The 22,147-nt window shown below is 74.2% G+C and carries 16 protein-coding genes; 5 read left to right on the top strand and 11 right to left on the bottom strand.

Annotation, left to right across the window (positions count from 1 at the left end; genetic code table 11):
* Positions 1 to 577 (top strand): TetR/AcrR family transcriptional regulator (locus AB0H64_RS41435; RefSeq protein ID WP_357636455.1); only part of this gene is annotated, 577 nt, incomplete at its 5' end.
* A gap of 241 nt (positions 578 to 818) precedes the next feature.
* On the opposite strand, the gene AB0H64_RS41430 is transcribed toward AB0H64_RS41435, so the two are convergent.
* The 5 genes from AB0H64_RS41430 to AB0H64_RS41410 all read right to left on the bottom strand — a co-directional run bounded on the left by AB0H64_RS41430 (position 819) and on the right by AB0H64_RS41410 (position 12,805).
* The gene (locus AB0H64_RS41430; RefSeq protein ID WP_357636452.1) at positions 819 to 4,625 is read right to left on the bottom strand and encodes a S8 family serine peptidase; all 3,807 of its coding nucleotides are present in this window, start codon (positions 4,623 to 4,625) and stop codon (positions 819 to 821) included.
* Between the two features lie 132 nt (positions 4,626 to 4,757).
* Positions 4,758 to 6,761, bottom strand: a complete 2,004-nt coding sequence (locus tag AB0H64_RS41425) for an amino acid transporter (protein WP_357636450.1) — start codon at positions 6,759 to 6,761, stop codon at positions 4,758 to 4,760.
* 108 nt (positions 6,762 to 6,869) lie between these two features.
* On the bottom strand, positions 6,870 to 8,696 hold the full coding sequence (locus AB0H64_RS41420) for an ABC transporter ATP-binding protein (RefSeq protein WP_357636447.1): 1,827 nt from the start codon (positions 8,694 to 8,696) through the stop codon (positions 6,870 to 6,872).
* A 77-nt stretch (positions 8,697 to 8,773) separates the two neighbouring features.
* Positions 8,774 to 10,486, bottom strand: coding sequence for an ABC transporter ATP-binding protein (locus AB0H64_RS41415; RefSeq protein ID WP_357636444.1), 1,713 nt, complete (start codon positions 10,484 to 10,486; stop codon positions 8,774 to 8,776).
* A gap of 279 nt (positions 10,487 to 10,765) precedes the next feature.
* Complete coding sequence (locus tag AB0H64_RS41410) at positions 10,766 to 12,805, bottom strand: translation factor GTPase family protein (protein ID WP_357636441.1); 2,040 nt, start codon at positions 12,803 to 12,805, stop codon at positions 10,766 to 10,768.
* A 181-nt stretch (positions 12,806 to 12,986) separates the two neighbouring features.
* Between AB0H64_RS41410 and AB0H64_RS41405 the strand changes: the two genes are divergently transcribed.
* A complete protein-coding gene (locus AB0H64_RS41405; RefSeq protein WP_357636439.1) occupies positions 12,987 to 13,505 on the top strand; it encodes an O-acetyl-ADP-ribose deacetylase in 519 nt (172 codons plus the stop codon).
* 6 nt (positions 13,506 to 13,511) lie between these two features.
* Here AB0H64_RS41405 and AB0H64_RS41400 read toward each other — a convergent pair whose 3' ends face one another.
* From AB0H64_RS41400 to AB0H64_RS41390, 3 genes are read right to left on the bottom strand one after another with little or no spacing between them, the layout of a single operon-like run.
* Positions 13,512 to 14,114 (bottom strand): hypothetical protein, encoded by a 603-nt coding sequence (locus AB0H64_RS41400; RefSeq protein ID WP_357636436.1) that lies wholly within the window; start codon positions 14,112 to 14,114, stop codon positions 13,512 to 13,514.
* Positions 14,111 to 15,268, bottom strand: a complete 1,158-nt coding sequence (locus AB0H64_RS41395; protein ID WP_357636433.1) for an acyl-CoA dehydrogenase family protein — start codon at positions 15,266 to 15,268, stop codon at positions 14,111 to 14,113. Before AB0H64_RS41395 ends, AB0H64_RS41400 begins: the two co-directional genes overlap by 4 nt.
* Positions 15,269 to 15,311: 43 nt before the next feature.
* Positions 15,312 to 16,421 (bottom strand): Xaa-Pro peptidase family protein, encoded by a 1,110-nt coding sequence (locus AB0H64_RS41390; RefSeq protein WP_357636430.1) that lies wholly within the window; start codon positions 16,419 to 16,421, stop codon positions 15,312 to 15,314.
* Positions 16,422 to 16,564: 143 nt separating this feature from the next.
* On the opposite strand from AB0H64_RS41390, the gene AB0H64_RS41385 reads away from it, so the two are divergent.
* Together AB0H64_RS41385 and AB0H64_RS41380 are read left to right on the top strand one after the other, a co-directional pair.
* Positions 16,565 to 17,920, top strand: a complete 1,356-nt coding sequence (locus tag AB0H64_RS41385) for a SpoIIE family protein phosphatase (protein ID WP_357636428.1) — start codon at positions 16,565 to 16,567, stop codon at positions 17,918 to 17,920.
* A gap of 64 nt (positions 17,921 to 17,984) precedes the next feature.
* On the top strand, positions 17,985 to 18,878 hold the full coding sequence (locus tag AB0H64_RS41380; protein ID WP_357636457.1) for a 5'-3' exonuclease H3TH domain-containing protein: 894 nt from the start codon (positions 17,985 to 17,987) through the stop codon (positions 18,876 to 18,878).
* Between the two features lie 41 nt (positions 18,879 to 18,919).
* On the opposite strand, the gene AB0H64_RS41375 is transcribed toward AB0H64_RS41380, so the two are convergent.
* From AB0H64_RS41375 to AB0H64_RS41365, 3 genes are read right to left on the bottom strand one after another with little or no spacing between them, the layout of a single operon-like run.
* Complete coding sequence (locus AB0H64_RS41375; RefSeq protein WP_357636425.1) at positions 18,920 to 19,897, bottom strand: NAD(P)-dependent alcohol dehydrogenase; 978 nt, start codon at positions 19,895 to 19,897, stop codon at positions 18,920 to 18,922.
* The gene (locus tag AB0H64_RS41370) at positions 19,894 to 20,127 is read right to left on the bottom strand and encodes a helix-turn-helix transcriptional regulator (RefSeq protein WP_357636423.1); all 234 of its coding nucleotides are present in this window, start codon (positions 20,125 to 20,127) and stop codon (positions 19,894 to 19,896) included. The genes AB0H64_RS41375 and AB0H64_RS41370 overlap by 4 nt, the downstream gene beginning before the upstream one ends.
* The gene (locus AB0H64_RS41365) at positions 20,121 to 20,549 is read right to left on the bottom strand and encodes a hypothetical protein (RefSeq protein WP_357636420.1); all 429 of its coding nucleotides are present in this window, start codon (positions 20,547 to 20,549) and stop codon (positions 20,121 to 20,123) included. Before AB0H64_RS41365 ends, AB0H64_RS41370 begins: the two co-directional genes overlap by 7 nt.
* A gap of 133 nt (positions 20,550 to 20,682) precedes the next feature.
* On the opposite strand from AB0H64_RS41365, the gene AB0H64_RS41360 reads away from it, so the two are divergent.
* The gene (locus AB0H64_RS41360) at positions 20,683 to 22,107 is read left to right on the top strand and encodes an RNB domain-containing ribonuclease (protein ID WP_357636418.1); all 1,425 of its coding nucleotides are present in this window, start codon (positions 20,683 to 20,685) and stop codon (positions 22,105 to 22,107) included.
* Positions 22,108 to 22,147: the final 40 nt, after the last annotated feature.

The raw sequence follows: 22,147 nt of genomic DNA, 5'->3' as shown, positions 1-22,147 counted from the left end.
CGACTACGCCGAGCTTCGCCGCGACCTCGTCGACGCCGGCGGCCGGATCCTGGCCGCCGAGGGTCCGGAGGCCTTGACCACCCGCCGCGTCGCACGACAGGCCGGGGTGTCCACCACGGCCGTCTACCAACTGTTCGGCGACAAGGCCGGCCTGGTCCGCGAGATGTTCCTGGCCGGGTTCCAACGGCTCGCCGCGGCCTACGCCGCCGTCCCCCGCACCGGCGAGCCCGTCGCCGACCTGCTCGCCCTCGGCCACGCCTACCGCGCCAGCGCCCTGGCCAACCCGCACCTGTACGAGCTCATGTTCGGCCGGCCGGTCCCGGAGTTCCAGCCCGACGCCGCCACCGCCGCACTCATCCAGCCGACCTTCGACACCCTGGTCGCCGCCGTCGCCCGCTGCGTGGACGAGGGCGCCTTCGCCCCCGCCCAGCCCCACGACGTCGCCGTCAGGCTCAACGCCCTCGCGCACGGACTGTGCAGCCTCGAACTGCGCGGCGCCCTCGGCGACACCGCCCAGGCACGCCGCCACTGGGACGACACCTTCGACACCATGCTGCGAGGACTGCGCGGCAGATGACCCGCCTGTCACGGGCAATCGTCCCATACCCGCCCCCCGCATCAGACCGTGTGATCCGGTGGCCAGGGCGCCGTGCTCGGGCAGGAGGGGGGGTGCCGGGTGGCTGATGGGCGGAGGGCGGAGGGCGGACGGCCAAGGGAGGCGTCGCTCCCTTGGCCGCCGGCGCTCCTGTCGCGGTCCCTCTTCCGCGCTGTCCCAGCTTCCGCGCTATCTCGGCTTCCGCGCTATCTCAGCTTCCGTGCTATCTCAGCGCGTAGGCGCGGTCGATGGTCTGGGTCACCGATCCTCCCGCCGTGTCCGACGCCGTGACGCGCAGCGACACGTACCCGCTCGTCCGCGCCAGCGGCGGATGCGACAGCTCCACCTCGAACCGTCCGCCGCCCCGCGGTCCGACACGCGAGACGTCCCGCCACGTGGCCCCGTCGTCGACGGAGAACTCCACCTTCACCCGGGTGACGGCAGGCGCCCGCCGCACGGCCGAATGCGCGCCGGCCCGCAGCTCGAAGGCGTACCTCTTGCCGGCCTCAGCGCGGTTCAGCAGGTCGAGCGGCAGGTCGTAGGTGAGCTGGACGGCCGGTTGGAAGGCGCATGCGGTTCCGAACGAGCAGGAGTATCCGCGCGGCGTGCCCGATGCGGGGGAAGAGGTGAAGCGCGACGCCGTGGTCACCTTTCGAGACAGCGCCCGCTCAGTCGTGTCCATCGCCTCCAGCCGGTACGGCCCCGCCGCCGCCGGAACGGTGAACGACCGAGGTCGCGTCCCCTGCGCCGCCACCTCCTGATCGCCGACGAACAACCGGGGCACGGAGGTGACCGGGCTCAGGCCGCTGTGGTGGCGAGGGTCGGAGTCCAGCCACTGCTCGGCGGGCACGAACCGATCGCCGTCCCGGCACAGGGCGCACGGGAGCGCGACGGGGTGCCCGGCCGGCACGTCCGCGGCCCCCGGTACCAGCGGCGCCTTGAACCACCGCTCCGTCAGCCGCCGGTCGCGGCGCGTGAACCGGTCGTCCGAACGCAGGTCCAGCCCGTGGTTGGTGATCGTGCGCGACCAGATCACGTCGTCCGAGACAGGCCCGAAGTACTCCGTGCGGGCCACCGGCATCCGCAGCGAACCGCCGTACGTCATCCGCCCGGGCTCCTCGCCGGCCGACGACTCCCCGTACTCCCAGCCGCTGGTGTCCGGTTGGTCCGCGTGGTACGTGGCGTCGACGCGCACCATCTCCCCCATGCCGACCTTCACCGGCCTGGCGGGCACCCGGCCGTGCTCGTCGAAGCGGAGATGGTAGGTGACGTCCGGGCCCTGGTAGGGCTCCAGGCGCAGCGAGACCGGCCCCTTGCCGAGCGCGGCGCGCACGGCGCGGCCCTCCGAGGCGCTCAGGCCCAGCCGCAGGAACGCAGGCCCGCCCGCGGGCACCCTCGCCCGGCCGCCGTCGGCGTCGAGGTATCCGAGGATGCCGGCCGCTCCACGCCGGGAGGCGTTCCAGGCGGCGTCGTCCATTTTCGCGCTCGCGGTGACGTACGGCGTGCCGCTCCCTGTATCGACCGGGATCCCGGCAAGGACGACCTTGCCCGTCACGTCCAGCCCGGCGAAGTCCTCCGGGCGGCCCTGCCCGACCGAGACGACGGGATGTGTCGTGACGGAGGTGAGCGCCCGCAGGGAGTCCATGTCGTACGCCGGAAGCAGCTTGACCCGGCCGGCCGTGGCGGAGACGAGGACCGGAGGCTCCAGGTTCCATTGGTGTGACAGCCGCAGCTTGCCCGCCTTGGGGGCGGAGACCGGCGAGACGTACAGGTCGTGGCCGCCGCCCACCGAGCCGCCGTACAGGGAGACGGGCATGGCGCGGTCGGTGAAGGTGCGGACGTAGTAGGCCTGACCGCCCCCGTCCGCCGCCTTCGGAGTGTCCGGCCGGATGGGCACCGTCTTGCGCGCGTCCAGCGTGACTGTCTTGTCCCCGTCCAGGCTGACCGTCTCGATCACCCAGCTGTTGCGGTTGCTGATCCGGTTCTCGACGGCGATGCCGATCACCTCGTAGTCGCCCGCGGGGAGCGAGAACTCGCCGTTCCCGGCGAAGTCCGTGCGCAGGTGGTAGTAGCCGTAGGGGTTGAAGGGGTCTTCGGGGCTGTTCGGGCGCCGCAGCGGGATCGCGTACACGATCGGCTCGGCCTGGTAACCGGGGAAGAACTCCTTGGTCCCGTACGAGTTGACCAGCGACACCCCGAGCGTGTGCGTGGCTGGGCCCGTGTAGTAGCTGAACGGCGTCACCAGCCGTACGTCGGTGCCGCCGGTCGCCAGGACCCAGCCGCCGTAGGCGCCGGCGGGCCCGGCCGCCGGGTCGACCTTGAGATCCACGGTGGCGGTGCCGTTCGCGGGCACGGTGACGCTCGCCGCCCCGAGGGAGATCGCCTTGGCGGGGGCCGGCTGCCCGCTCCAGCCGCGGGTGAGGAGGGAGAGAGCGATCGTGACGGGTTCCGCGCCGGTGTTGCGGTACGTGATCTGCCGGGTGGCGGCGGATCGGCCCAGCAGGCGGAAGTCGACCACGGCGGTCGCGAAGACGCTCTGGGTGACCGCGCGGGCCACGTTCACCCGGCCGCTGCCCTGCTCGAACCAGTTGTGGGCGTCGTTCCGCTCGGCTGTGGAGGCCAGCGCGTCGCGCAGCTCGCCGGCGCGCCAACCGGGATGCTGCTGGGCCAGGATCGCGGCCGCCCCGGCCACGTGCGGAGTCGCCATGGAGGTGCCGCTGTACGACGTGTAGCGGTCATCGCCGGGCACCGGGGGCACGCTGGAGTCCGCCGAGCGGGCGGCGACGATGTCCACGCCGGGAGCGACGATGTTGGGCTTGACGGCCGCGTCGCCGAGCCTGGGGCCCCGGCTGGAGAAGTCCGCGAGCGTCGTACCGGTCGTCTTGTCCACGGCGCCCACGGCCAGCGCCTCGTCGGCCGCGGCCGGGACGCTCACAGTGAGCGGGTCCGACTCGTTGCCCGCCGCCGTGACGAAGAGCGTGCCGTACTTCTTGGAAAGCTCGTTCAGCGCCTGGCTCACCGGGTCGGTGCCGTCGCCGCAGCAGCTGCCCAGGCTCATGTTGACCACGTCGGCGCCCTGCTCGGCGGCCCACTCCATGCCGGCGATCGCCCACGACCAGTCGCCGCGGCCGCCGTCTCCGAGCACCTTGCCGACCAGCAGGGACGCGGCCGGCGCCACACCCTTGTACGTCTTGCCGGCGCCTGCGACGGTCGAGGCCACATGTGTGCCGTGGCCCAGCCGGTCGGCGATGCCGGGGGCGTCGGAGAAGTTCTCGGTCGCCAGGATCCGTCCGGCGAAGTCCTCATGGGCGGTGTCGATGCCGGTGTCGAGGACGGCGACCTTGACGCCCTTGCCGTCGAAGCCCTTCTCCCAGCCGGTGGGCGCGCCGATCAGCGGGACGCTCCGGTCGAGCGAGGCCTCCGTCTTACGGTCCAGCCAGATCTTGGCGATGCCGCCGGCGCTCCTGGCGGTCCGGAGCCCGGCCCAGAACTCGTCCGCCCCGTCCGCGGGCACGGTGATCGCGGCGCCGTTGACGCTGCTGAGCGCGCGTACGTTCTCGCTCGCCGGCAGGTCGTCCGCGGTCCGCGCGAGCGACGGCTCGGCCCGATGGCCCGCGTAGGTGATCAGCAGGGGGATCGCCGCGGCGCGCTGGTCCCGCGCCAGTGTCTCGACGTCGAACAGCTCCTCGTCGAGAGTCCCCTCGGCGATCATCGAGGCGGCGTCGGAGGGCAGGACGAGGTAACCGCCGTCCCTGCTGGGCAACGTGGCGAACGTGACGGCCGCGCCGTCCGGCCGGGGCGCGGGTCTGATGGCGACCGAGGGGACGCCGCCCTGAGAGGGCGGCCGGTAGTCGACGACGTCTCCGGTGATGAGGGTGAGGGTGGCGGCGGCGCCGGCGCCGGCGGGTTGGGGCTCGGCGGGCTCGGGTGCCGCCGCGGCGGCCGCGGACGCCACCGGCGCGACGCCGGCCGGGAGGGCGAGGGCGATGCCGGTCAGGGCCGCCGCGAGCCGAATGCGTAAGGGGGTCAAGATCTGCCTTCCAACTGCGATCAGGGCGCTCCTTCGGGAGCGCTCCCATCTTTTCGGAGACGGCCCGCGTCCGACAGATGATCAAGCCAATCGTGATCTTGGCGCTCCGGTTCCCCACCGCCTCATGGGGCATCAGCCCACGTGGACGACCGGACGGCGCGCGGCGTCGGGCTCGGCCTGCCGCAGCACCTCGCGGGTCAGCGGCGGGATGTCGCCGCCGCCGAACACCAGGTAGCGCAGCAGCGCGCCGATCGGGTTGCCCTCGGCGGCCCAGTGGAAGTACACGTGCGGCATCTTGCCCGTCTGGTCGCGCAGGTAGAGCAGCAGGGCGGCGATGGCGTTGGCCACGGTCGGGCTCTCCATGCGCAGGATGCGGTAGCCGTGCCGCTCCTCGCCCACGACCCTGACCTCGCTGGCGAACTCCGAGGCGTCGGGCACCGTGACCTCCAGGAACAGGATGCCCTCGGAGGGCCGCAGCCGGTGCAGCTCCCAGGCCTCGCGGGCCTTGTCGACGTACTCCTTGCAGTCACGGGCATGCGGCTCGTTGGCGATGAGGCGCAGGTCGCCGGTCTCGTTGACGTACCGGCGGGCGAGGTCGTCCAGCGTGATCTCGGTGACGCGCAGCTCCGTGGAGCGGGTGGCCCGCGACACGAGCGAGGTGATCACGATGCCCAGCACGAACAGCAGGGCGATGACCAGGCCGTCCGGCCGCTCGATGATGTTCGCCACGAGGGCGTAGGCGAAGATCAGCGTGATGACCGCGAACGGCACGGCGGCCCTGATCCGGCGGCTGGTCCAGGCCGAGAGGGTGACGGCGACGGCGGCCGACAGGATGAGCGCGAGCACGCCGCTGGCGTAGGCGCCGCCCTGGGACTCGACGTCGGCGCCGAAGAAGATCGTGATGACGAACGAGATGGCGGTGAAGACCAGCACCATGGGCCGGGCGGCGCGCGACCAGTCGGGGGCCATGCCGTACCGGGGCAGGTAGCGCGGCACGATGTTGAGCAGTCCCGCCAGGGCCGAGGCGCCGGCGAACCAGAGGATGGCGATGGTGCTGAGGTCGTAGGCGGTGCCGAACCAGTCGCCCAGGTACTCGTGCGCCAGGTACGCCAGCGCGCGCCCGTTGGCCGAGCCGCCCTCGGCGAACTCCTTGGCCGGGATGAGCACGGTCGTGGCGAAGCTGGAGGTGATGAGGAAGACGCTCATGATGACCGCCGCGGTGGTCAGCAGCTTGCGCGTGCCCTTGACCCGCTGCGCCAGGTCGCCCCTGACCAGCGGCATCACGGCGACACCCGTCTCGAAGCCGGACAGGCCGAGGGCGAGCTTGGGCATCACGTACAGCGACACGGCGACCATGGCGACGGGGCTGGCGTAGTCGGCGGCCAGCAGGTTCTGCCAGTCGGTGACCTTGGACGGGGCGGCGAGCACGTGCTCGACGGCGGTGGCCACGACGACGATGTTCAGCAGCAGGTAGACGGCCACCAGGACGACGGCGATGGAGATGGCCTCGCTGAACCCGGCGAGGAACACCCCGCCGAGCGCGGCGATCAGCAGCAGCGTCACGGGGACCTGCCAACCGGCCAGGGCCTCGGGCACGAACGGGTTGTGCAGGATGTGCGCGGTGGCGTCGGCCGCCGACAGTGTGATCGTCACGATGAACGCCGTGGCGACGAAGCCGAGCAGGAACAGCACGAGCAGCTTGCCGCGCCAGCCGGGCAGCAGCCGTTCGAGCATGGACAGGGAGCCGAGCCCGTGGGGGCTCTGCTCGGCGACGGCCCGGTACGTCGGCAGGGCCCCGAACAGGGTGAGCGCCACCAGCAGCAGCGTGGCGATCGGGCTGAGCGCGCCGGCGGCGAGGGCGGCGATGCCCGGCTGGTAGCCGAGCGTGGAGAAGTAGTCGACGCCGGTGAGGCACATGACCTGCCACCAGGTGTGCTGGTGCTCGGGTGCCTCCTCGTGGTGCGGTCCGGTGGTGCGGGGGTCGGCGCGCTGCAGTCCCTTCAGCAGCCACTCGCGTACCTCTGAGCCGGCCGTACTGACCACGGTCTCCCCCTGTGCGCCGCGCGTCCCGCCCTGGGACGCCTTCTTCTTGCGGTGGACCACTGTGCCATGCACCCCGAAGCGGGCGTCAGTCACCCCTTCCCCTGGTACGTCTGTCATGCCGCCCCCGCCTCCCACGTGCGGGGGCGGCTCAGCCGGGTGTCCGCTCGCCGTCCAGTCGGGTGCCCGTCAGTCGGGTGCCCGTCAGTCGGGTGCCCGCTCACCGGCCTCCGTGATCCGCTCCTCCGCCCACAGCCGCCGCATCTCCGGGCAGCTCTCCAGCAGCCCGGCCAGCGGCCCGCGCCCGGCGACCCGGCCACGGTCGAGGACGACGACCTCGTCGGCCCGTTCGAGGGCGGCCCTCCGGTGCGACACCACGAGCAGCGTCGAGGGCCCGCTCCCGTCGCGGGCGGCCGTCGCGAGCCGCTCCCACAGCAGCTCCTCGGTCTCGACGTCCAGCGCGGACGACAGGTCGTCGACGACGAGCAGGTCCGGAGCCCGTACGAGCGCGCGGACGGCGGTCGCCCGCTGCGCCTGGCCGCCGGACAGCCGCACGCCGCGCGGCCCGACCACGGTGTCCGGCCCCTCCGGCATGGCGGCGAGGTCGTCCTCCAGCGCCGCGAGCCGCAGCGCCCGCTCCAGGCCGTCACCGGGGACGCCGAGCAGCACGTTCTCCCGCAGCGACTCCGAGAACAGCCGGGGCACCTGCCCGGCGTACGCGACCCGGCCGGGCACCAGGAACGTCCCGGGGTCGGCGACGGGCCGGCCGTTCCAGGTGATCGTCCCGGCGTCCACCGGCAGCAGCCCGAGCAGGGCCCGTACCAGCGTCGTCTTGCCCGCGCCCACGGCGCCGGTGACGACCGTGAACGAGCCGCGCCGCACCCGCAGGTCCACCTCCCGCAGCGCGGCGCCGTGCGGCCCGAGGCGGACGGTCAGGCCGCGCGCCTCCAGCACCTCCAGGGGGTCGCCGTGGCGCGGCGGCGGCACCGCGGCGGGCGGCTCGCGATGGAACCACACGCCGGTGTCGCGCGCCAGGTCGCCGGCGTCCTCGTGCGGCGCCATGAGCGCGGTGAGGCGGCCGGTGGCGACGGCGGCGTGCGGCAGCCGGGCGAGGATCCCGCCGACGACGCGCGGCAACGCCGCCAGCCAGCCCGCGTAGCTGGTGAACAGCGCCAGGTCGCCCACCGTGAAACCGCCGCGGCGCATGGCCGGCGCGGCGAGCACCAGGACCAGGCCGACGCCGATCTCGACGGTCGCGTTCGTCACGCCCTCCAGCAGGTCGGTGGCCAGCCGGTCGCGGAGGGCGGCGTCGCGCCGCGCCCGGTTGCGCTCGCGCAGCCGCTCCAGGGCCGCCGCCTCCGCGCCCGCCACCTTGAGCGCGAGCACGCCGCCGAACATCTCCCCGACGTAGGCGGTGACGTCCGCGCCGAGCGCCCGCGCCCGCTGGTGCAACCGCCGGACCCGGCGGCTCATCAGCCGGCCGGCGACCCCGATCACGACCATCGGCACCACCAGCGCCGCCGTGACGACGGGGTCGATCGCCGCCATGATCCCGAGCGCGGTCCCGCCGAACAGGATCGCCCCGGCCAGCGGCACCGCCTCGTCCACGAGCTCCACCAGGTCGCTCACGTCGTCCCGCAGCCGCGCGAGCGCGTCGCCCGGCGCGTACGGCAGCCTGGCCGCGGCCGGGCCCGGGGCGGTGAGGACCGAGCGGAGCAGGTTGGAGCGCAGCAGGGTGGCCGCCGCGTCCCACCAGTAGTCGCCGTACGTCCAGGCGACCACCATGGTCAGGCCCCGGGCCAGCTCCACGCCGACGAGCGCGGCGCACAACCACAGCACCTGGCCCGGCGCGGCGGCGGCCCGCCCGCTGATCCCGTCGAAGATCGCCTGGAGCGCCAGGCCGGTGCCCAGCGGCAGCACGCTGACCGGCATCCACAGCAGCGCGCCCACCAGGAACCGGCGCAGGTCGAACCGCACCAGCCCCGCCACCACCGTCCACACGCCCGCCCCACGCCCCGTCCTCGGGTCCATGTCATCTCCCGGGCGGCTCATCGGGTCCACGTCATCTCCCGCGCGGCTCATCGGGTCCACGTCACCTCCCGCGCGGCTCATCGGTTCACCCCCGCCAGCTTCAGCAGGCGCGCGAAGCGGCTGCCCGGGTCCGCCGCCAGCTCCTCGCGGCGGCCGTACTCGACGACCCGCCCGTGCGACATGACCGCGATCTTGTCGACCCGCGCCAGCGACGACAGCCGGTGCGCGACGATCACGCCCGTGCGGCCGGCGAGCAGCCGGTCCATGCCGCGCTCGACGCGCCGCTCGGTGGCGGGGTCCAGCCGGCTGGACGCCTCGTCGAGCACGACCAGCCCCGGGTCGGCCAGGAACGCCCGCGCGAACGCCAGCAACTGCGCCTCCCCGGCCGACAGGCCTCGCAGCTCGGTGTCGAGCCCGTCGGGCAGCCCGGCCAGCCACTCGCCGAGCCCGGCGTCGGCCAGCGCCCGCCGTAACCGGTCGTCGCCGGGCGAGGGACGGAACAGGGTCAGGTTGTCGCGGACGTCGGCGCCGAACAGCCGCACGTCCTGCGTGACCGCGCACACCCGCTCGCGCAGGGAGGCGGTGTCCACGTCGCGCAGGTCGAGCCCGCCCACCCGCACGGCGCCCCGCGCCGGGTCGTACAGGCGCAGCACGAGCCGCGTGATCGTGGTCTTGCCGCTCCCGGTGCGGCCGACCAGCCCGAGCGTCTCCCCCGGCGCCAGCGACAACGTGACGTCCGTCAGCACCCGCTCGCCGGGGGCGTCGCGGGCGTCGTAGCCGAAGGCGACCGCGTCCAGCTCCAGCGCGAGCGGCCCGCTCGCGGGAAGCCGGCGGGGCCGGGCGGGCGCGGGCAGCGTGCGCCGCTCGGCCAGCAGGCCGCCGATGCGGGTGATCCCCGCGAGGGCGCCCTGGTAGTCGCGCAGCCGGTCGATCAGCCGCTCGAACGGCGTACGCACCATCACCGTGCACTGGAACACCAGGACGGCGGTGCCGACCGTGAGCGTCCCGCTCGCCCGGGCCCACGCGGCCAGGGCCAGCATGAGCGCCGTCCCGGCGGCGAACGCGACCGACGTGCCCGCCAGCAGGCCGCTGCCGATCCGGTCGGCCCGGTGCTCGGCCCGGTACCAGACGGCGGCGGTGCCGAGGAAGCGGCTCACGACGTGCCCGCCCGCGCCGTTGGCGCGGATGTCCTCGGCTCCGGCCAGCCGCTCCTCCATCTCGCCGTACAGCCGCGCCTGGGCCGCTCTCGCCGCGGCGGCGGAGGGCACGGCAAGCCGCTGCGCGCGCGTCGTGCCGAACCCGACGAGCACGCAGTACGCGAGCAGGGCGGCGCCCAGAAGCGGGTCGGCGGCGAACACGACGGCGATCACCCCGGCCAGCAGCAGGCCGCCGGCCACGACGTCCATGAGGAACGCCACGACGAACCCCGACACGGCCACCACGTCGCCGTCCACCCGCTCGATCAGCTCGCCGGGCGTGTGCCTGCCGTGGAAGTCCATGTCGAGGCCGAGGGCGTGCCCGGCCAGCCGCTCACGGAGACGGTCGGTGCCGTCCCAGGCGAGCCGGCTGGCCAGCCAGGCGGCCGCCAGCCGGGCCGCCTGCCCCGCGACGGCCGCCGCGAGGGCGGCCAGCGCGATCAGCGTGAGCCGGCCGGTGCCCGCGCCGGCGATGGCGTCGTCGACGAAGCGGCGGGTGAGCTGGGGGCCCGCCAGCGGGAGCACGGTCATGGCGGCGACGGCCACGCCCAGCACCACGGCGGCCCGCCGTCCCGGCCACATGAGCCGCAGCACACTCCGCCGGACCTCCCGGCTCCGGCCCGCGCTCCGGCCCGCGCTTTGGTCCGCGCTCCGATCCGGGCCGCGCCGGGCCCTCCCGCGCCCTGCCTGCCATCGCCACCGTCCGCGCCATCCGCGCCACCCAAGCCGTCCGCGCCTTTCGCGGCCTCCCGTGCGTTCCGTGGCGGCGCGTTCCGTGGTGCGTTCCGTGGCGGCGCGTTCCGTGGTGCGGGGGTGCCCGTCTCCGACGGCATGCCGATCGTCCCGGTCCTGCCGGGTCTCGGAGGTCATCGGCTACACCCGCCGCGCGACGTGCAGCAGGTACTGCTCGCGGTCGAGCGGGTCGCGGCCGTCGCGCCGCCGGACGGGTGCGGGCCCCCGGACCGGCCGGTAGTGGTCGAACGCGGTCTCCAGGACGCCCTCGCCCCGGGTCAGCCCCGGCAGCCGCCGTTCCAGCCGGTGGACCTCGGCGGCCGGGATGTCACCCTCCAGCTCGTACCAGGGGCCCCGTCGTGCCGTGTCGCCGTGGACGGCGCGCAGCCGGCCCAGGACGGCCGCGACCTGCCCGGCCGTGTCCGCCGGGACCTCCAGGTGGAAGCGGTGGACCGGCTCGCACACGACCGTCCCGGCCCGCCGCAGAGCGCTCATCAGCACCAGCGGCGTCAGGAGCCGGAAGTCGCGTGCCGTGGACACCGGCGAGATGTAGCCGGAGCGTGTCAGGGTGACCGCGCAGTCGATGACCTCCCAGCCGCGCAGCCCCTGCCGAAGCGTGTCGCGCACCGTGCCGCCGATCGTCTCGGCCAGCTCGCCGACCGACTTGTACACGTACAGCGGGAGTGTGCCCAGCTCGGCCTGCACGTGGAAGGCGACGCCCGCGCTGGGCGGGGCCGGCTCGACCCGCAGGCCGAGCGTGGCGGCGAACGGGTTGCCGTCCTGGCCGAGGAGCTCCACGGCCTCGCCGGGGGCGGCGGGGCGCTCGACGCAGATGGTGGTGGTCTCGCGGAAGGTGACGTGCAGGCCGTACTCGGCGGCCAGCGTGTCCTGGACGACCTCCTTCTGCACCTCGCCGTAGAGGGAGATGGAGATCTCCTGCCGCTCGTCGTCCTGGCGCAGGCCGATGAGCGGGTCCTGATCGGCGAGCTCGGTCAGGGCCGTGTGCAGCGCCGCCCGGTCGGCGGGGCGGGCGGGCACGACGACGGTCTCCAGGCTGGGCGGCGCGAACCACCCGTTCCCGGGCGCCCGCACCGGCCGGGCGTGATTGCCGGCGACGGCCGGGGAAGCGGCCGGCGACGACGCCTCGTGGATCTCGTCGCCGATCCGGATCCCGGTGAGGCCCCGCACCGTCCCGATCCGCCCGGCCGGGAGCGCCGCCCCCGGATCCGCCGCTCCCCGGTCGAACACGCGGATCGCCGTGACCCTGCCCTCCCGCTCACCGCTGCCTGAGACGGCTGCGGGGCCGAAGCGCACCCGGTCGCGCACCCGCAGCGTCCCCGACAGCATCCGCACGTAGGCGGCCCTCTCCCCGGCCGGCCCCCGCTCGACCTTGAAGACGGTGCCCGACGCCGGGGCGCCCGGGTCGGGGTCGGCGGCCGGCAGCAGCTCCTCGATCCCGGCCAGCAGCGCGTCCACGCCCGCCCCGGTGATCGCCGACCCGAACAGCACCGGGTACGCCCGCGCCCGCGCCGTCTGGTCCGCGAGCGCGCGGCGCAGCCGGTCATGGGTGAGGGCGGGCCCGCCGTCGAGGTAGGCGGCCAGCAGCGCGTCGTCGCGCTCGGCCAGCGCCTCGGCCAGGCCGGTCACGTAGCCGGCGTCGCCGGGCCCGTACGGGACGAAGGCGGCGTCGCGTGTGCCGGCCCCGCGCACGGCGCCCAGAGGTGCGACGTCCGGGGTCAGCCTCTCGGCGACGGCCCGCAGGACCCGTCCCGGGTCGGCGCCCGAACGGTCGATCTTGTTGACGAAGATGATCACGGGGATGCGCAGCCTGCGCAGCGTGCGCATGAGCACGCGGGTCTGCGCCTGCACCCCTTCGACGGCCGAGACGACCAGCACGGCGCCGTCCAGGACACCGAGGGCCCGCTCCACCTCGGCGATGAAGTCCGGGTGACCGGGCGTGTCGATCAGGTTGACCGTGACGCCGCCGACGGTGAACGACACGACGGCGGACTTGATGGTGATGCCGCGCCGGCGTTCCAGCGCGAGCGAGTCGGTCTGTGTGGTGCCGTCATCGACGCTGCCGACCTCGTCGATGACACCGGCGGCGTGCAGCAGCCGCTCGGTCAGGCTCGTCTTACCGGCGTCTACATGCGCCAGAATTCCCAGGTTGAGCGTACGCACGAAGCGTCATGTCCTTCACGTAGATGGAACCTCCTTGCCGAATGGACATGGACCTACGCCGCATCTCCGCCTCCTTGGTCTGTGGTCTAGGGTCTGGGGTCTGTCGTCGCCGGGAGTACAGCAGACGACCTGCCCGCCGCACAACCGAATAACCGGCGACCGGTGCGGAAGACTCGCTGGCATGAGGATCACGCTCGTCCAGGGGGACATCACCGAGCAGCGGGTCGACGCCGTCGTCAACGCCGCGAACCCTTCGCTGCTCGGCGGCGGCGGCGTCGACGGGGCCATCCACCGGCGCGGCGGCCCGGCGATCCTCGCGGAGTGCCGGCGGCTGCGCGCCACCCGGTACCCCGACGGGCTGCCGGTGGGCCAGGCGGCGGCCACCACGGCGGGCGAGCTGCCCGCCCGGTGGGTCATCCACACGGCCGGCCCCGTCCACTCCACCCGCGAGGACCGCTCGGCGCTGCTCGCCTCCTGCTACCGGGAGGCGCTGCGGGTGGCCGGCGAGCTGGGCGCCGCCACCGTGGCGCTGCCCGCCGTGTCGGCCGGCATCTACGGCTGGCCCGTGGACGACGCCGCCCGCATCGCGGTGACCGCCGTCCGGGCCGCCGGCGCGGAGCTGGAGGAGGCGCGGTTCGTGCTGTTCACGGCCGACGTCCACGCCGCCTTCGCCCGCGCCCTGGCGGACGCGGGCGGGTAGCGGCGGTCAGCCGCCCGGACCCACGTGGTTGTCCGGGGCGCCGTCGCCGGCCGTGGGGAGGTCGCCGCGGGGCACGGCGGTCGGCGGCGGCGCGGGCGTGCCGTCACCGACGGCGGGGCGGGCCCCTGTCACGGCCTTCCGCAGCGCCTCCCGGCCGACCTGCCCCACCGGGCCGGTCAGCCGGATGTAGTGGTCGCCGCGGACCACGGTGTAGTCCTGGCGCGCCCCGTCCGTCCGGTACCAGCCCTCGCCGTCGCGCTCGCACCGCACCTGGCCGCCCTGCGCGCCGGTGCCGCCGGGACCGCTCGCCATGGGCGTGGTGGCGCACAGCGTGTCGCTGAATCCGCCCCGGTCGATCCGCAGCTGCACGGGCTCGCCCGAGCCGCCGTCGGCACCGTAGTACGCGCCGTAGCCCTCTTCGCCGATCCCGCCCGCCGACTGCTCCAGCAGCCGGTACCCGTCCAGCTCGACGGCGTAGATCAGGTCGGGCGCCGCCCCGGAGGCGCGGGCCCGGTCGACGACCTCCTGGCTCAGCGCCCCCTGCGACCCGCATCCCGTCACGAGCCCTGATCCCAGGCCCAGCCCCAGCAGCAGGACGACACCCTTCACAGGCCCGGCCGCTCCTGTGCGAGGGCGCGGCCGATGACGAGCCGCTGGATCTGGTTGGTGCCCTCGACGATCTGCAGCACCTTGGCCTCCCGCATGTACCGCTCGACCGGGAAGTCCTCGACGTAGCCGTACCCGCCGAGCACCTGCACCGCGTCCGTGGTGACCTTCATGCACGCGTCCGTCGCGAACAGCTTGGCCATCGCGGCCCGCGTCCCGTACGGCCGTCCGGCGTCGCGCAGCCGCGCGGCGTCGAGGTAGAGCGCCCGGGCGGCGGCGACCTGCGTGGCCATGTCGGCCAGCATGAAGGAGACGCCCTGGAAGTCGACGATGCGGCTGCCGAACTGGCGGCGCTCGCGGGCGTAGGCGGAGGCGGCGTCGAGCGCGGCCTGGGCCACGCCGACCGCGCAGGCGGCGATGCCGAGCCGGCCTCCGTCGAGCGCCGCCATGGCGATGCGGAAGCCCTCGCCCTCGGCGCCGACCAGCGCGTCGTGCGGCAGGCGTACCCCGTCGAAGCGGACCTGCGCGGTCGGCGAGGACCGCATGCCCATCTTGTGCTCGGGCGTGCCGGCCGACAGGCCCTCCACGCCGGCCGGGACGTACAGGCAGGACACGCCGCGCGCGCCCGGCTCGCCGGTGCGGGCCATGAGCAGGTAGAAGTCGGCGATCCCGCCGTGGGTGATCCACGCCTTGACACCGTCGACCGTGTAGCCGTCGGGGCCGGGCACGGCCCGCGTGGTCAGGGCGGCGGCGTCGGAGCCCGACTGGGGCTCCGACAGGCAGTACGCGCCGAGCAGGTCGCCGCCGAGCATGCCGGGCAGCAGGCCGGCCTTCTGCTCCTCGCTGCCGTAGGCGGCGACGGGGAAGCACGACAGGGTGTGGACGGAGGTGCCGAGGCCCACGGCCAGCCAGCCGGCCGCCAGCTCCTCGACGACCTGGAGGTAGACCTCCTGCGGCTGGGCCGCGCCGCCGTACTCCTCGGGATAGGGCAGGCCGAGCAGCCCGGCGGCGCCCAAGGTGGCGAACACCTCGCGCGGGAACCGCCCGGCCGCCTCGTCGGCCGCCGCCCGGGGCGCGACCTCCTTGGCGACCAGCTCACGGGTCAGCTGGATCAGGTCGTGCGCCTCGGGGGTGGGCAGGGCACGCTCAACAGTCATCGACAGATACTCCTTGTGAGAGTTTACGTGCCCTGAATTCTGCCTAAATGATCACCAATTCACGAGGGGTGAGGTTCACCCGTTCTCCGCCGTTCTCTCCGCAGACGACGATGTCCTCGATGCGGGCACCGTGGCGGCCCGGCAGGTAGATGCCGGGCTCGACGGAGAAGGCGAAGCCGGGCTCCATCGGCTCGGCGTTGCCGGAGACGATGTAGGGCTCCTCGTGCGTCTCGATGCCGATGCCGTGCCCGGTGCGGTGCACGAAGTACTCGCCGTACCCGGCCTCGGCGATGAGGTCGCGGGCGGCGGCGTCGATCGACTCGCACGGCACGCCGGGCCGCACGGCGGCGCAGGCGGCCTCCTGCGCCTGGCGCAGCACCTCGTAGTAGGCGGCGAACTCGGCGGGCGGCTCGCCCACGCTGTAGGTGCGGGTGGAGTCGGAGCAGTAGCCGTTGTGGAGCTGGCCGCCGATGTCGACCACGACCGGCTCGCCCGGCTGGATGACGCGGTCGGACACCTCGTGGTGCGGGCTGGCGCCGTTGGGGCCGGAGGCGACGATGACGAAGTCGACCGTGGAGTGCCCGGCCGCGAGGATCGCCTCGGCGATGTCGCGGCCCACCTCGCGCTCGGTGCGGCCCGCGCGCAGCAGCTCCGGCACCTGCCGGTGCACGGAGTCGATGGCCTCGCCGGCCTCGCGCAGCGCGGCCACCTCGACCGGCGACTTGCGCATCCGCAGCTCACGCAGCACGCTGCCGGCCAGCACCTGCCGCGCGTCCGGCAGCACGTCGCGGAAGCGCAGCGACGACATGGCCCACATCCGGTCCGCGAGCCCGACCGTCGCCACCCGCCCGAGCCGGTCGGCGGCGATCCGGTACGGGTCGTCGGTCTCGTCCCACGCCACGAACTCCAGCCCGAGCCGCGAGGCGGGCGACGCCTCGGCGGCGGGCAGCTCCAGGCGGGGCACCAGCATGTACGCCTCGCCGGAGGCGGGCACGACCAGGCAGGTGAGCCGCTCCAGCGGCTTGGCGTCGTACCCGCTCACGTACCGCAGGTCGGGGCCCGGGGTGAGCAGGAGCGCGTCGATGCCGGCCTTGGCGGTGGCCTCCTGGACGGCGGCCAGGCGGGATACGGGATACAGATCTGAGGACGTCACGGCCCCAAATCTACTCCCGGCGCCACCTCCTAAAATCCGCGAAAAGGTCTTACAACACGGCAAGTCATCGCTACCCTTCGCTCACATTCGACCGCATAGTGTGAGGCGAATGTCCCGTTCCACTGCATTCGAGGGTGTGTCTCATGGTCGACGTCATCACCGGCGGGCCGGGGCAGCGGCGGCGTCCCGGCAGTGCCGCCGGGACGCCGTACCAGGTGTCCGCCGAGCGAGAGCTGCTGGCCGTCCGGCTGGCGCACGCCCAGCGGCTGGGCAACATGGGATGGGCCGAGTGGGATCTGCGCACCGGGGCGAGCGCCTGGTCGGACCAGGTGTACGTGATCTTCGGCCGCGACCCGGCCGAGGGGCCCGCGGACCTGCCGGAGCTGGCCTGCCTGGTGGAGCCGGACGACCTGCGGATGCTGGAGCAGCTCCTGCTGACCGTGGTGCACGAGGCGGAGCCGGCGCAGGCGGAGCTGCGCATCAGGCGCGGCGGTGAGCTGCGCAACCTCCGCGTCGTCCTGGAGCCCCTGCTGTCCTCGGGCCGCGCACCGGACCCGGGCCACGCACCGGACTCGGGACGTGCACCGGACTCAGATCGTGCACCGGACCCGGGCCGCGCCACGGGCTCGGGCGGCCGCGCCACGGTGGCGGTGCGGGGCGTGCACGCCGTCTTCCAGGACATCACCGGCCGCCGCCGCGCCGAGCGCATCATGTCGGAGTCGCGCCGCCAGCTCCTGGAGGCCCGCGTCAAGGCCGCCGAGGAGCGGCACGTGATGCTGGCGCTGCGCGAGGCGATCCTGCCCGACCCGGTCGGCTGTCTGGACCTGCCGCCCACCCGCATCGCCGTGCGGTACGTGCCGGCGGAGAAGACGGCGAGCCTCGGCGGCGACTGGTTCGAGGCGGCGCCGCTGCCCGACGGGCGGGTGCTGCTCGCGATCGGCGACGTGTCAGGGCACGGCCTGCCCGCGATCGCCCACATGGCGCAGCTCCGCCACGCGCTGGTCGGGCTGACGATGACCGGCGAGCCCGCGAACGGCCTGCTGGCCCTGCTGAACGACCTGGTGATCCACCGCCTGGAGGGCACCACCGCCACGGCCGTCATCGGCCACCTGGACGCCTCGGCGCGGGTGTTCAGCTGGGCACGGGCCGGCAACCTGGAGCCCATCCTGGTGCGCGACGGCACCGCCCGCCAGCTCGAACAGGCCAGGGGCGTGCTGCTCGGGGCGGCCTGCGACCAGTCGTACCCTCTGGCGAGCATCGAGCTGCGGGAGGGCGACCTGCTGCTGATGTTCACCGACGGGCTGGTCGAGCGGCGCAACCGCGGCATCGACGAGGGTCTGGCGCTGGTCCTGGCCGCCGCCTCCCGCCTGCGGGGCGACGACCTGCACATCGGCCTGGACGCCGCGCTGGACCGGCTGCTGGACGAGATCGGCGGGCCGAACCCCGAGGACGACGCCTGCCTGCTCGCCGTCGGCATCCAGAACCGCGCCGGAACCTGATCGGCGAGCCCCCCTACCGGGAGCGTGACTTGTCGCACCCAGGTGCCACCATGGGTGGGTGCTGATGCTGCTGGACACCCCGTCGCTGTACTTCCGCGCCTTCTACGGCGTGCCGGACTCGGTCACCGCGCCCGACGGCATGCCCGTCAACGCGGTGCGCGGCCTCATCGACATGATCGCCACGCTGGTCCGGAGCCACTCCCCCACCCGGATGGCGGCCACCATGGACGCCGACTGGCGTCCCGCGTTCCGTGTCGAGGCGATCCCGACGTACAAGGCGCACCGCGTGGCCCAGGGGGACGAGGAAGAGGTCCCCGACACGCTGGTGCCGCAGATCCCGGTCATCGAGCAGGTGCTGGACGCGGTCGGCATCGCCCGGCTGGAGTGCCCCGGCTACGAGGCGGACGACGTCATCGGCACGCTCACCCACCGCGAGGACGGACCGGTCGACATCGTGACCGGCGACCGCGACCTGTTCCAGCTCGTCGACGACGCCCGCCCGGTGCGGGTCCTCTACACCGCCCGCGGCATCCGCAACCTGCAGATCGTGGACGAGGCGTTCGTGACCGGCAAGTACGGCATCCCGGGCCGCGCCTACGCCGACTTCGCGACCCTGCGCGGTGACCCCAGCGACGGCCTGCCGGGCGTGGCCGGCGTCGGCGAGAAGACGGCCGCCTCGCTCGTCACGCGCTTCGGCTCGCTGGAGGCGCTGCTCGCGGCGCTCGACGCGGGCGTCACCGACGGCTTCCCCGCGGGGAGCCGCACCCGGCTGGCCGCCGCCCGCGACTACCTGCGCGTCGCCCCGGCCGTGGTCGAGGTGGCCCCGGACGCGCCGCTGCCCGAGGCGGAGCTCACCCTCCCGGCCAAGCCGCGCGACCCCGAGGCCCTCGTACGCCTGGCGGACCGTTACGGCCTGGACAGCCCACTGAACCGCCTCCTCGACGCCCTGCCGGGCTGAGCCACCCGCCCGCCCGGCCGAGCCGCCGCGGGCCGACGGGCTCACACGGTGACGACGACCTTGCCCGTGGAATGGCCCTCCGCGAGGTAGCGGATCGCTTCCGGCGCCTCGGCGAGGGGGTAGGCGCGGTCGATCACCGGCCGGACCGCGCCCGAGTCGATGAGCCGGGTCAGCTCGGCCAGGCTCCCGGCGCCCTCCCTGGCCGTCACGCCGCGCACCCTCTGGCGGGTGAGCATGGACACGAAGGGCGCGCGGAGCTGGCGCGTGTAGCCGCCGAGCAGGCCGGGGGCGTCGTGGCCGCCGCCGACGAGCACCAGCGTGCCGCGCGGTGTCAGGGCGCGCCGCAGCAACGGCAGGGGGCGGCACCCGGCGGTGTCGAGGATCACGTCGTGGCGCGGCCCGTCGCGGTCCACCTCGTCGCGGGTGTAGTCGATGACGTCGTCCGCGCCGAGGGAGCGTACGAGACCGGCCTTGCCGGGGCCGCACACGCCGACGACGGTCGCGCCGAGGGCCCTGGCCATCTGCACGGCGAACGTGCCGACGCCGCCCCCCGCGCCGACGACCATCACCCGCTGCCCCGCCCGTACGCGGGCGGCGTCGCGGATCGCCTGCAGCGCGGTCGTCCCCGAGACGGGCACCACCGCGGCCTCCTCGAACGACAGGCCGGCCGGCTTGGGCGCCAGCAGCCGCTCGGGAGCCGCCGCGTACTCGGCGAACGAGCCGCTCCGGCACGCGCCGTACACCTCGTCGCCGGGCCGGAAGCGGGTCACGCGGGCGCCGACGGACTCCACCACCCCGGCGAGGTCCCGTCCGCGCACGGGCACCTTCGGCCGGCGTAAACCGAATCCCATGAGCCGCACGGCGGCCGGCCGGCCGGTCATGAGGACCCACACGCCCGGGTCCACGCCGGCTGCGCGCACCCGCACGAGGACCTCGTCGTCGCCGATCCGCGGCGGGTCGATCTCACCGAGCCGGAGCACACCGGCCGGGCCGTACACGTCCTGGACGATCGCTTTCATGACGCCCCCTCTGACTGGTCGGGATACTGGAACACCTCGTCGAGCGGGACGCCGAACACCCGGGCGATCCGGAAGGCCATCTCCAGGGAGGGCGAGTACCTGCCCTGCTCGATGGCGATGACGGTCTGCCTGGTGACGCCGATGCGCTCGGCGAGCTCTGCCTGGGTCATCTCGCCGTGGGTGAAGCGCAGGGCGCGGATGCTGTTCGTGACCTGGGTCGGTTTCACCACTGAGGCATGCTCCTGCGGTACACGATGATCTTCGCGAGGCCGCCGAGGACGGCCGACAGCACGAAGCACAGATAGACCGCGTTGGCGATCCAGAACCGCTCCCAACCGGCCATCGCCATCAGCATCGCCGCGACGGCCCCGATGACGACGAACGACTGGCCGATGTGCTCGCCGAAGCGCGCGATCTCCCGGTCTCGCACGTCCGCGACCCGCGAGGCCCGCGGGTTGACGAGCCCCATGACGATCTCGGCCAGGATCGAGGCCGCGATGGCCCCGCCGACCGACCACAGCAGCGCCGCCACGTAGGGCACCTCGGCCGGCGGTCGGCCATCGGCTCGGCCCGCGATGACGACCGCGTAGGCGGCGTACGCGACCAGGGCGACGACCAGCCGGATCCACGCCCGTTTCTCTTGGTGCGTCATCGACCATCCTCCGTGATGTACAGAATCTTTGACATGGCCAATGTAACCCGTCTTTGACCTCATGTACAGAAATTTTGACATCCGGCGGGGCCGTCGACCGGCGGCGAGCGGGTCTCGCGGTAGGTTGATCGGCGTGTCGAAGACGAGCATTCAGGTCCCAGGCGACGTCCCCGCCCGCCTGGAGGACGGATTCGAACGCATCAGGCGCGAGGCCGAGCTGCCCGACGGGTTCCCCAGGGCGGTGCTCGACGAGGCCGACTGGGTGGCCGAGGCGCCCCGCGTTGCCGGCGAGGACCTGACCGAGCTGCCGTTCGTCACCATCGACCCGCCCGGCGCCATGGACCTCGACCAGGCCGTCCACCTGGAGCGGCTGGGCGGCGGCTACCGGGTGTGGTACGCGATCGCCGACGTCGGCGCGTTCGTCCGCCCCGGCGGGGCCCTCGACGCCGAGGCCCGCGTCCGCGGCGAGACCGTCTACCTGCCCACCGGCAGGGTCCCGCTCCATCCGGCGGTCCTGTCGGAGGGCGCGGCCAGCCTGCTGCCCGGCGCCACCCGCCCGGCGGCGGTGTGGCGGATCGACCTCGACGCCGACGGCCGCACGCTGGGCGCCGACGTGCGGCGGGCCCTGGTGCGCAGCCGCGAGCGGCTCGACTACGCCTACGTCCAGGCCGCCGTGGAGACGGGCACGGCCGACGGCACCCTCGGCCTGCTGGCCGAGATCGGCCCGCTGCGGCTGGAGCTGGAGCGCGAGCGCGGCGGCGTCACCCTGCCCACCCCCGAGCAGGAGGTGGTGCCCGCCGACGGCGGCTACCGGCTCGAATACCGCGTGCCCCTGCCCGCCGAGGCGTGGAACGCCCAGATCTCCCTGCTCACCGGCATGGCCGCGGCCACCATGATGCTCGACGCGGAGATCGGCGTGCTGCGCGTCCTGCCGCCGCCCCGGCCCGGCGACCTCGCCAAGGTGCGCCGGATGGCGGCGGCGCTGGGCGTCGGCTGGGCCGAGGACGCCACGTACGGCGAGGTCGTGCACGGCCTGGACCCCAAGAGCCCGCAGCAGGCGGCGTTCCTGCACGAGTCGCGGGTGCTGCTGCGCGGCTCCGGCTACGTCGCCTTCGACGGCGCCCCTCCCTCCATGGCCGACCACGCGGCGGTCGGAGCGCCGTACGCGCACGTGACGGCGCCGCTGCGGCGCCTGGTCGACCGGTACGCCACCGAGGTGTGCCTGGCGGTCGCGGCGGGCGAGCCGGTCCCCGAGGACGTCGCGCAGGCCCTGCCGGAGCTGCCGCCGATCATGTCCGCGTCGAGCCGGCGCAGCGGCGGGGTGGAGCGGGCCTGCGTGGACCTGGTGGAGGCGTTCCTGCTGCGCGACAGCATCGGCGAGGCGTTCGAGGCCGCGGTGATCGACGTGGCGGCGGACGGCCGGGGCGGACAGGTTCAGCTCGTGGACCCGGCGGTGGTCGCCCGCTGCGACGGCACCCTGCCCCTCGGCGAGAACGTCACGGTCCGCCTCGTCCAGGCCGATCCCGCCACCCGCGAGGTCCGCTTCACCCTGACCTGAGGCAGATGCAGGCAACTTAAGTGGTATGTCCACTCATTGA

This window comes from Nonomuraea sp. NPDC050733, from assembly GCF_040654215.1.
Taxonomy (GTDB): Bacteria; Actinomycetota; Actinomycetes; order Streptosporangiales; family Streptosporangiaceae; genus Nonomuraea.
Note: the sequence above shows the minus strand (reverse complement) of the source record. Positions and strands in the feature narration are given on the sequence as shown.

Excerpts from the sequence above, each read along its gene's own strand:
- AB0H64_RS41420 (WP_357636447.1), bottom strand. The coding sequence starts at position 8,696 with ATGGACCCGAGGACGGGGCGTGGGGCGGGCGTGTGGACGGTGGTGGCG.
- AB0H64_RS41365 (WP_357636420.1), bottom strand. The coding sequence starts at position 20,549 with ATGACGCACCAAGAGAAACGGGCGTGGATCCGGCTGGTCGTCGCCCTG.
- AB0H64_RS41385 (WP_357636428.1), top strand. The coding sequence starts at position 16,565 with ATGGTCGACGTCATCACCGGCGGGCCGGGGCAGCGGCGGCGTCCCGGC.
- AB0H64_RS41375 (WP_357636425.1), bottom strand. The coding sequence starts at position 19,897 with ATGAAAGCGATCGTCCAGGACGTGTACGGCCCGGCCGGTGTGCTCCGG.
- AB0H64_RS41380 (WP_357636457.1), top strand. The coding sequence starts at position 17,985 with ATGCTGCTGGACACCCCGTCGCTGTACTTCCGCGCCTTCTACGGCGTG.
- AB0H64_RS41405 (WP_357636439.1), top strand. The coding sequence starts at position 12,987 with ATGAGGATCACGCTCGTCCAGGGGGACATCACCGAGCAGCGGGTCGAC.
- AB0H64_RS41395 (WP_357636433.1), bottom strand. The coding sequence starts at position 15,268 with ATGACTGTTGAGCGTGCCCTGCCCACCCCCGAGGCGCACGACCTGATC.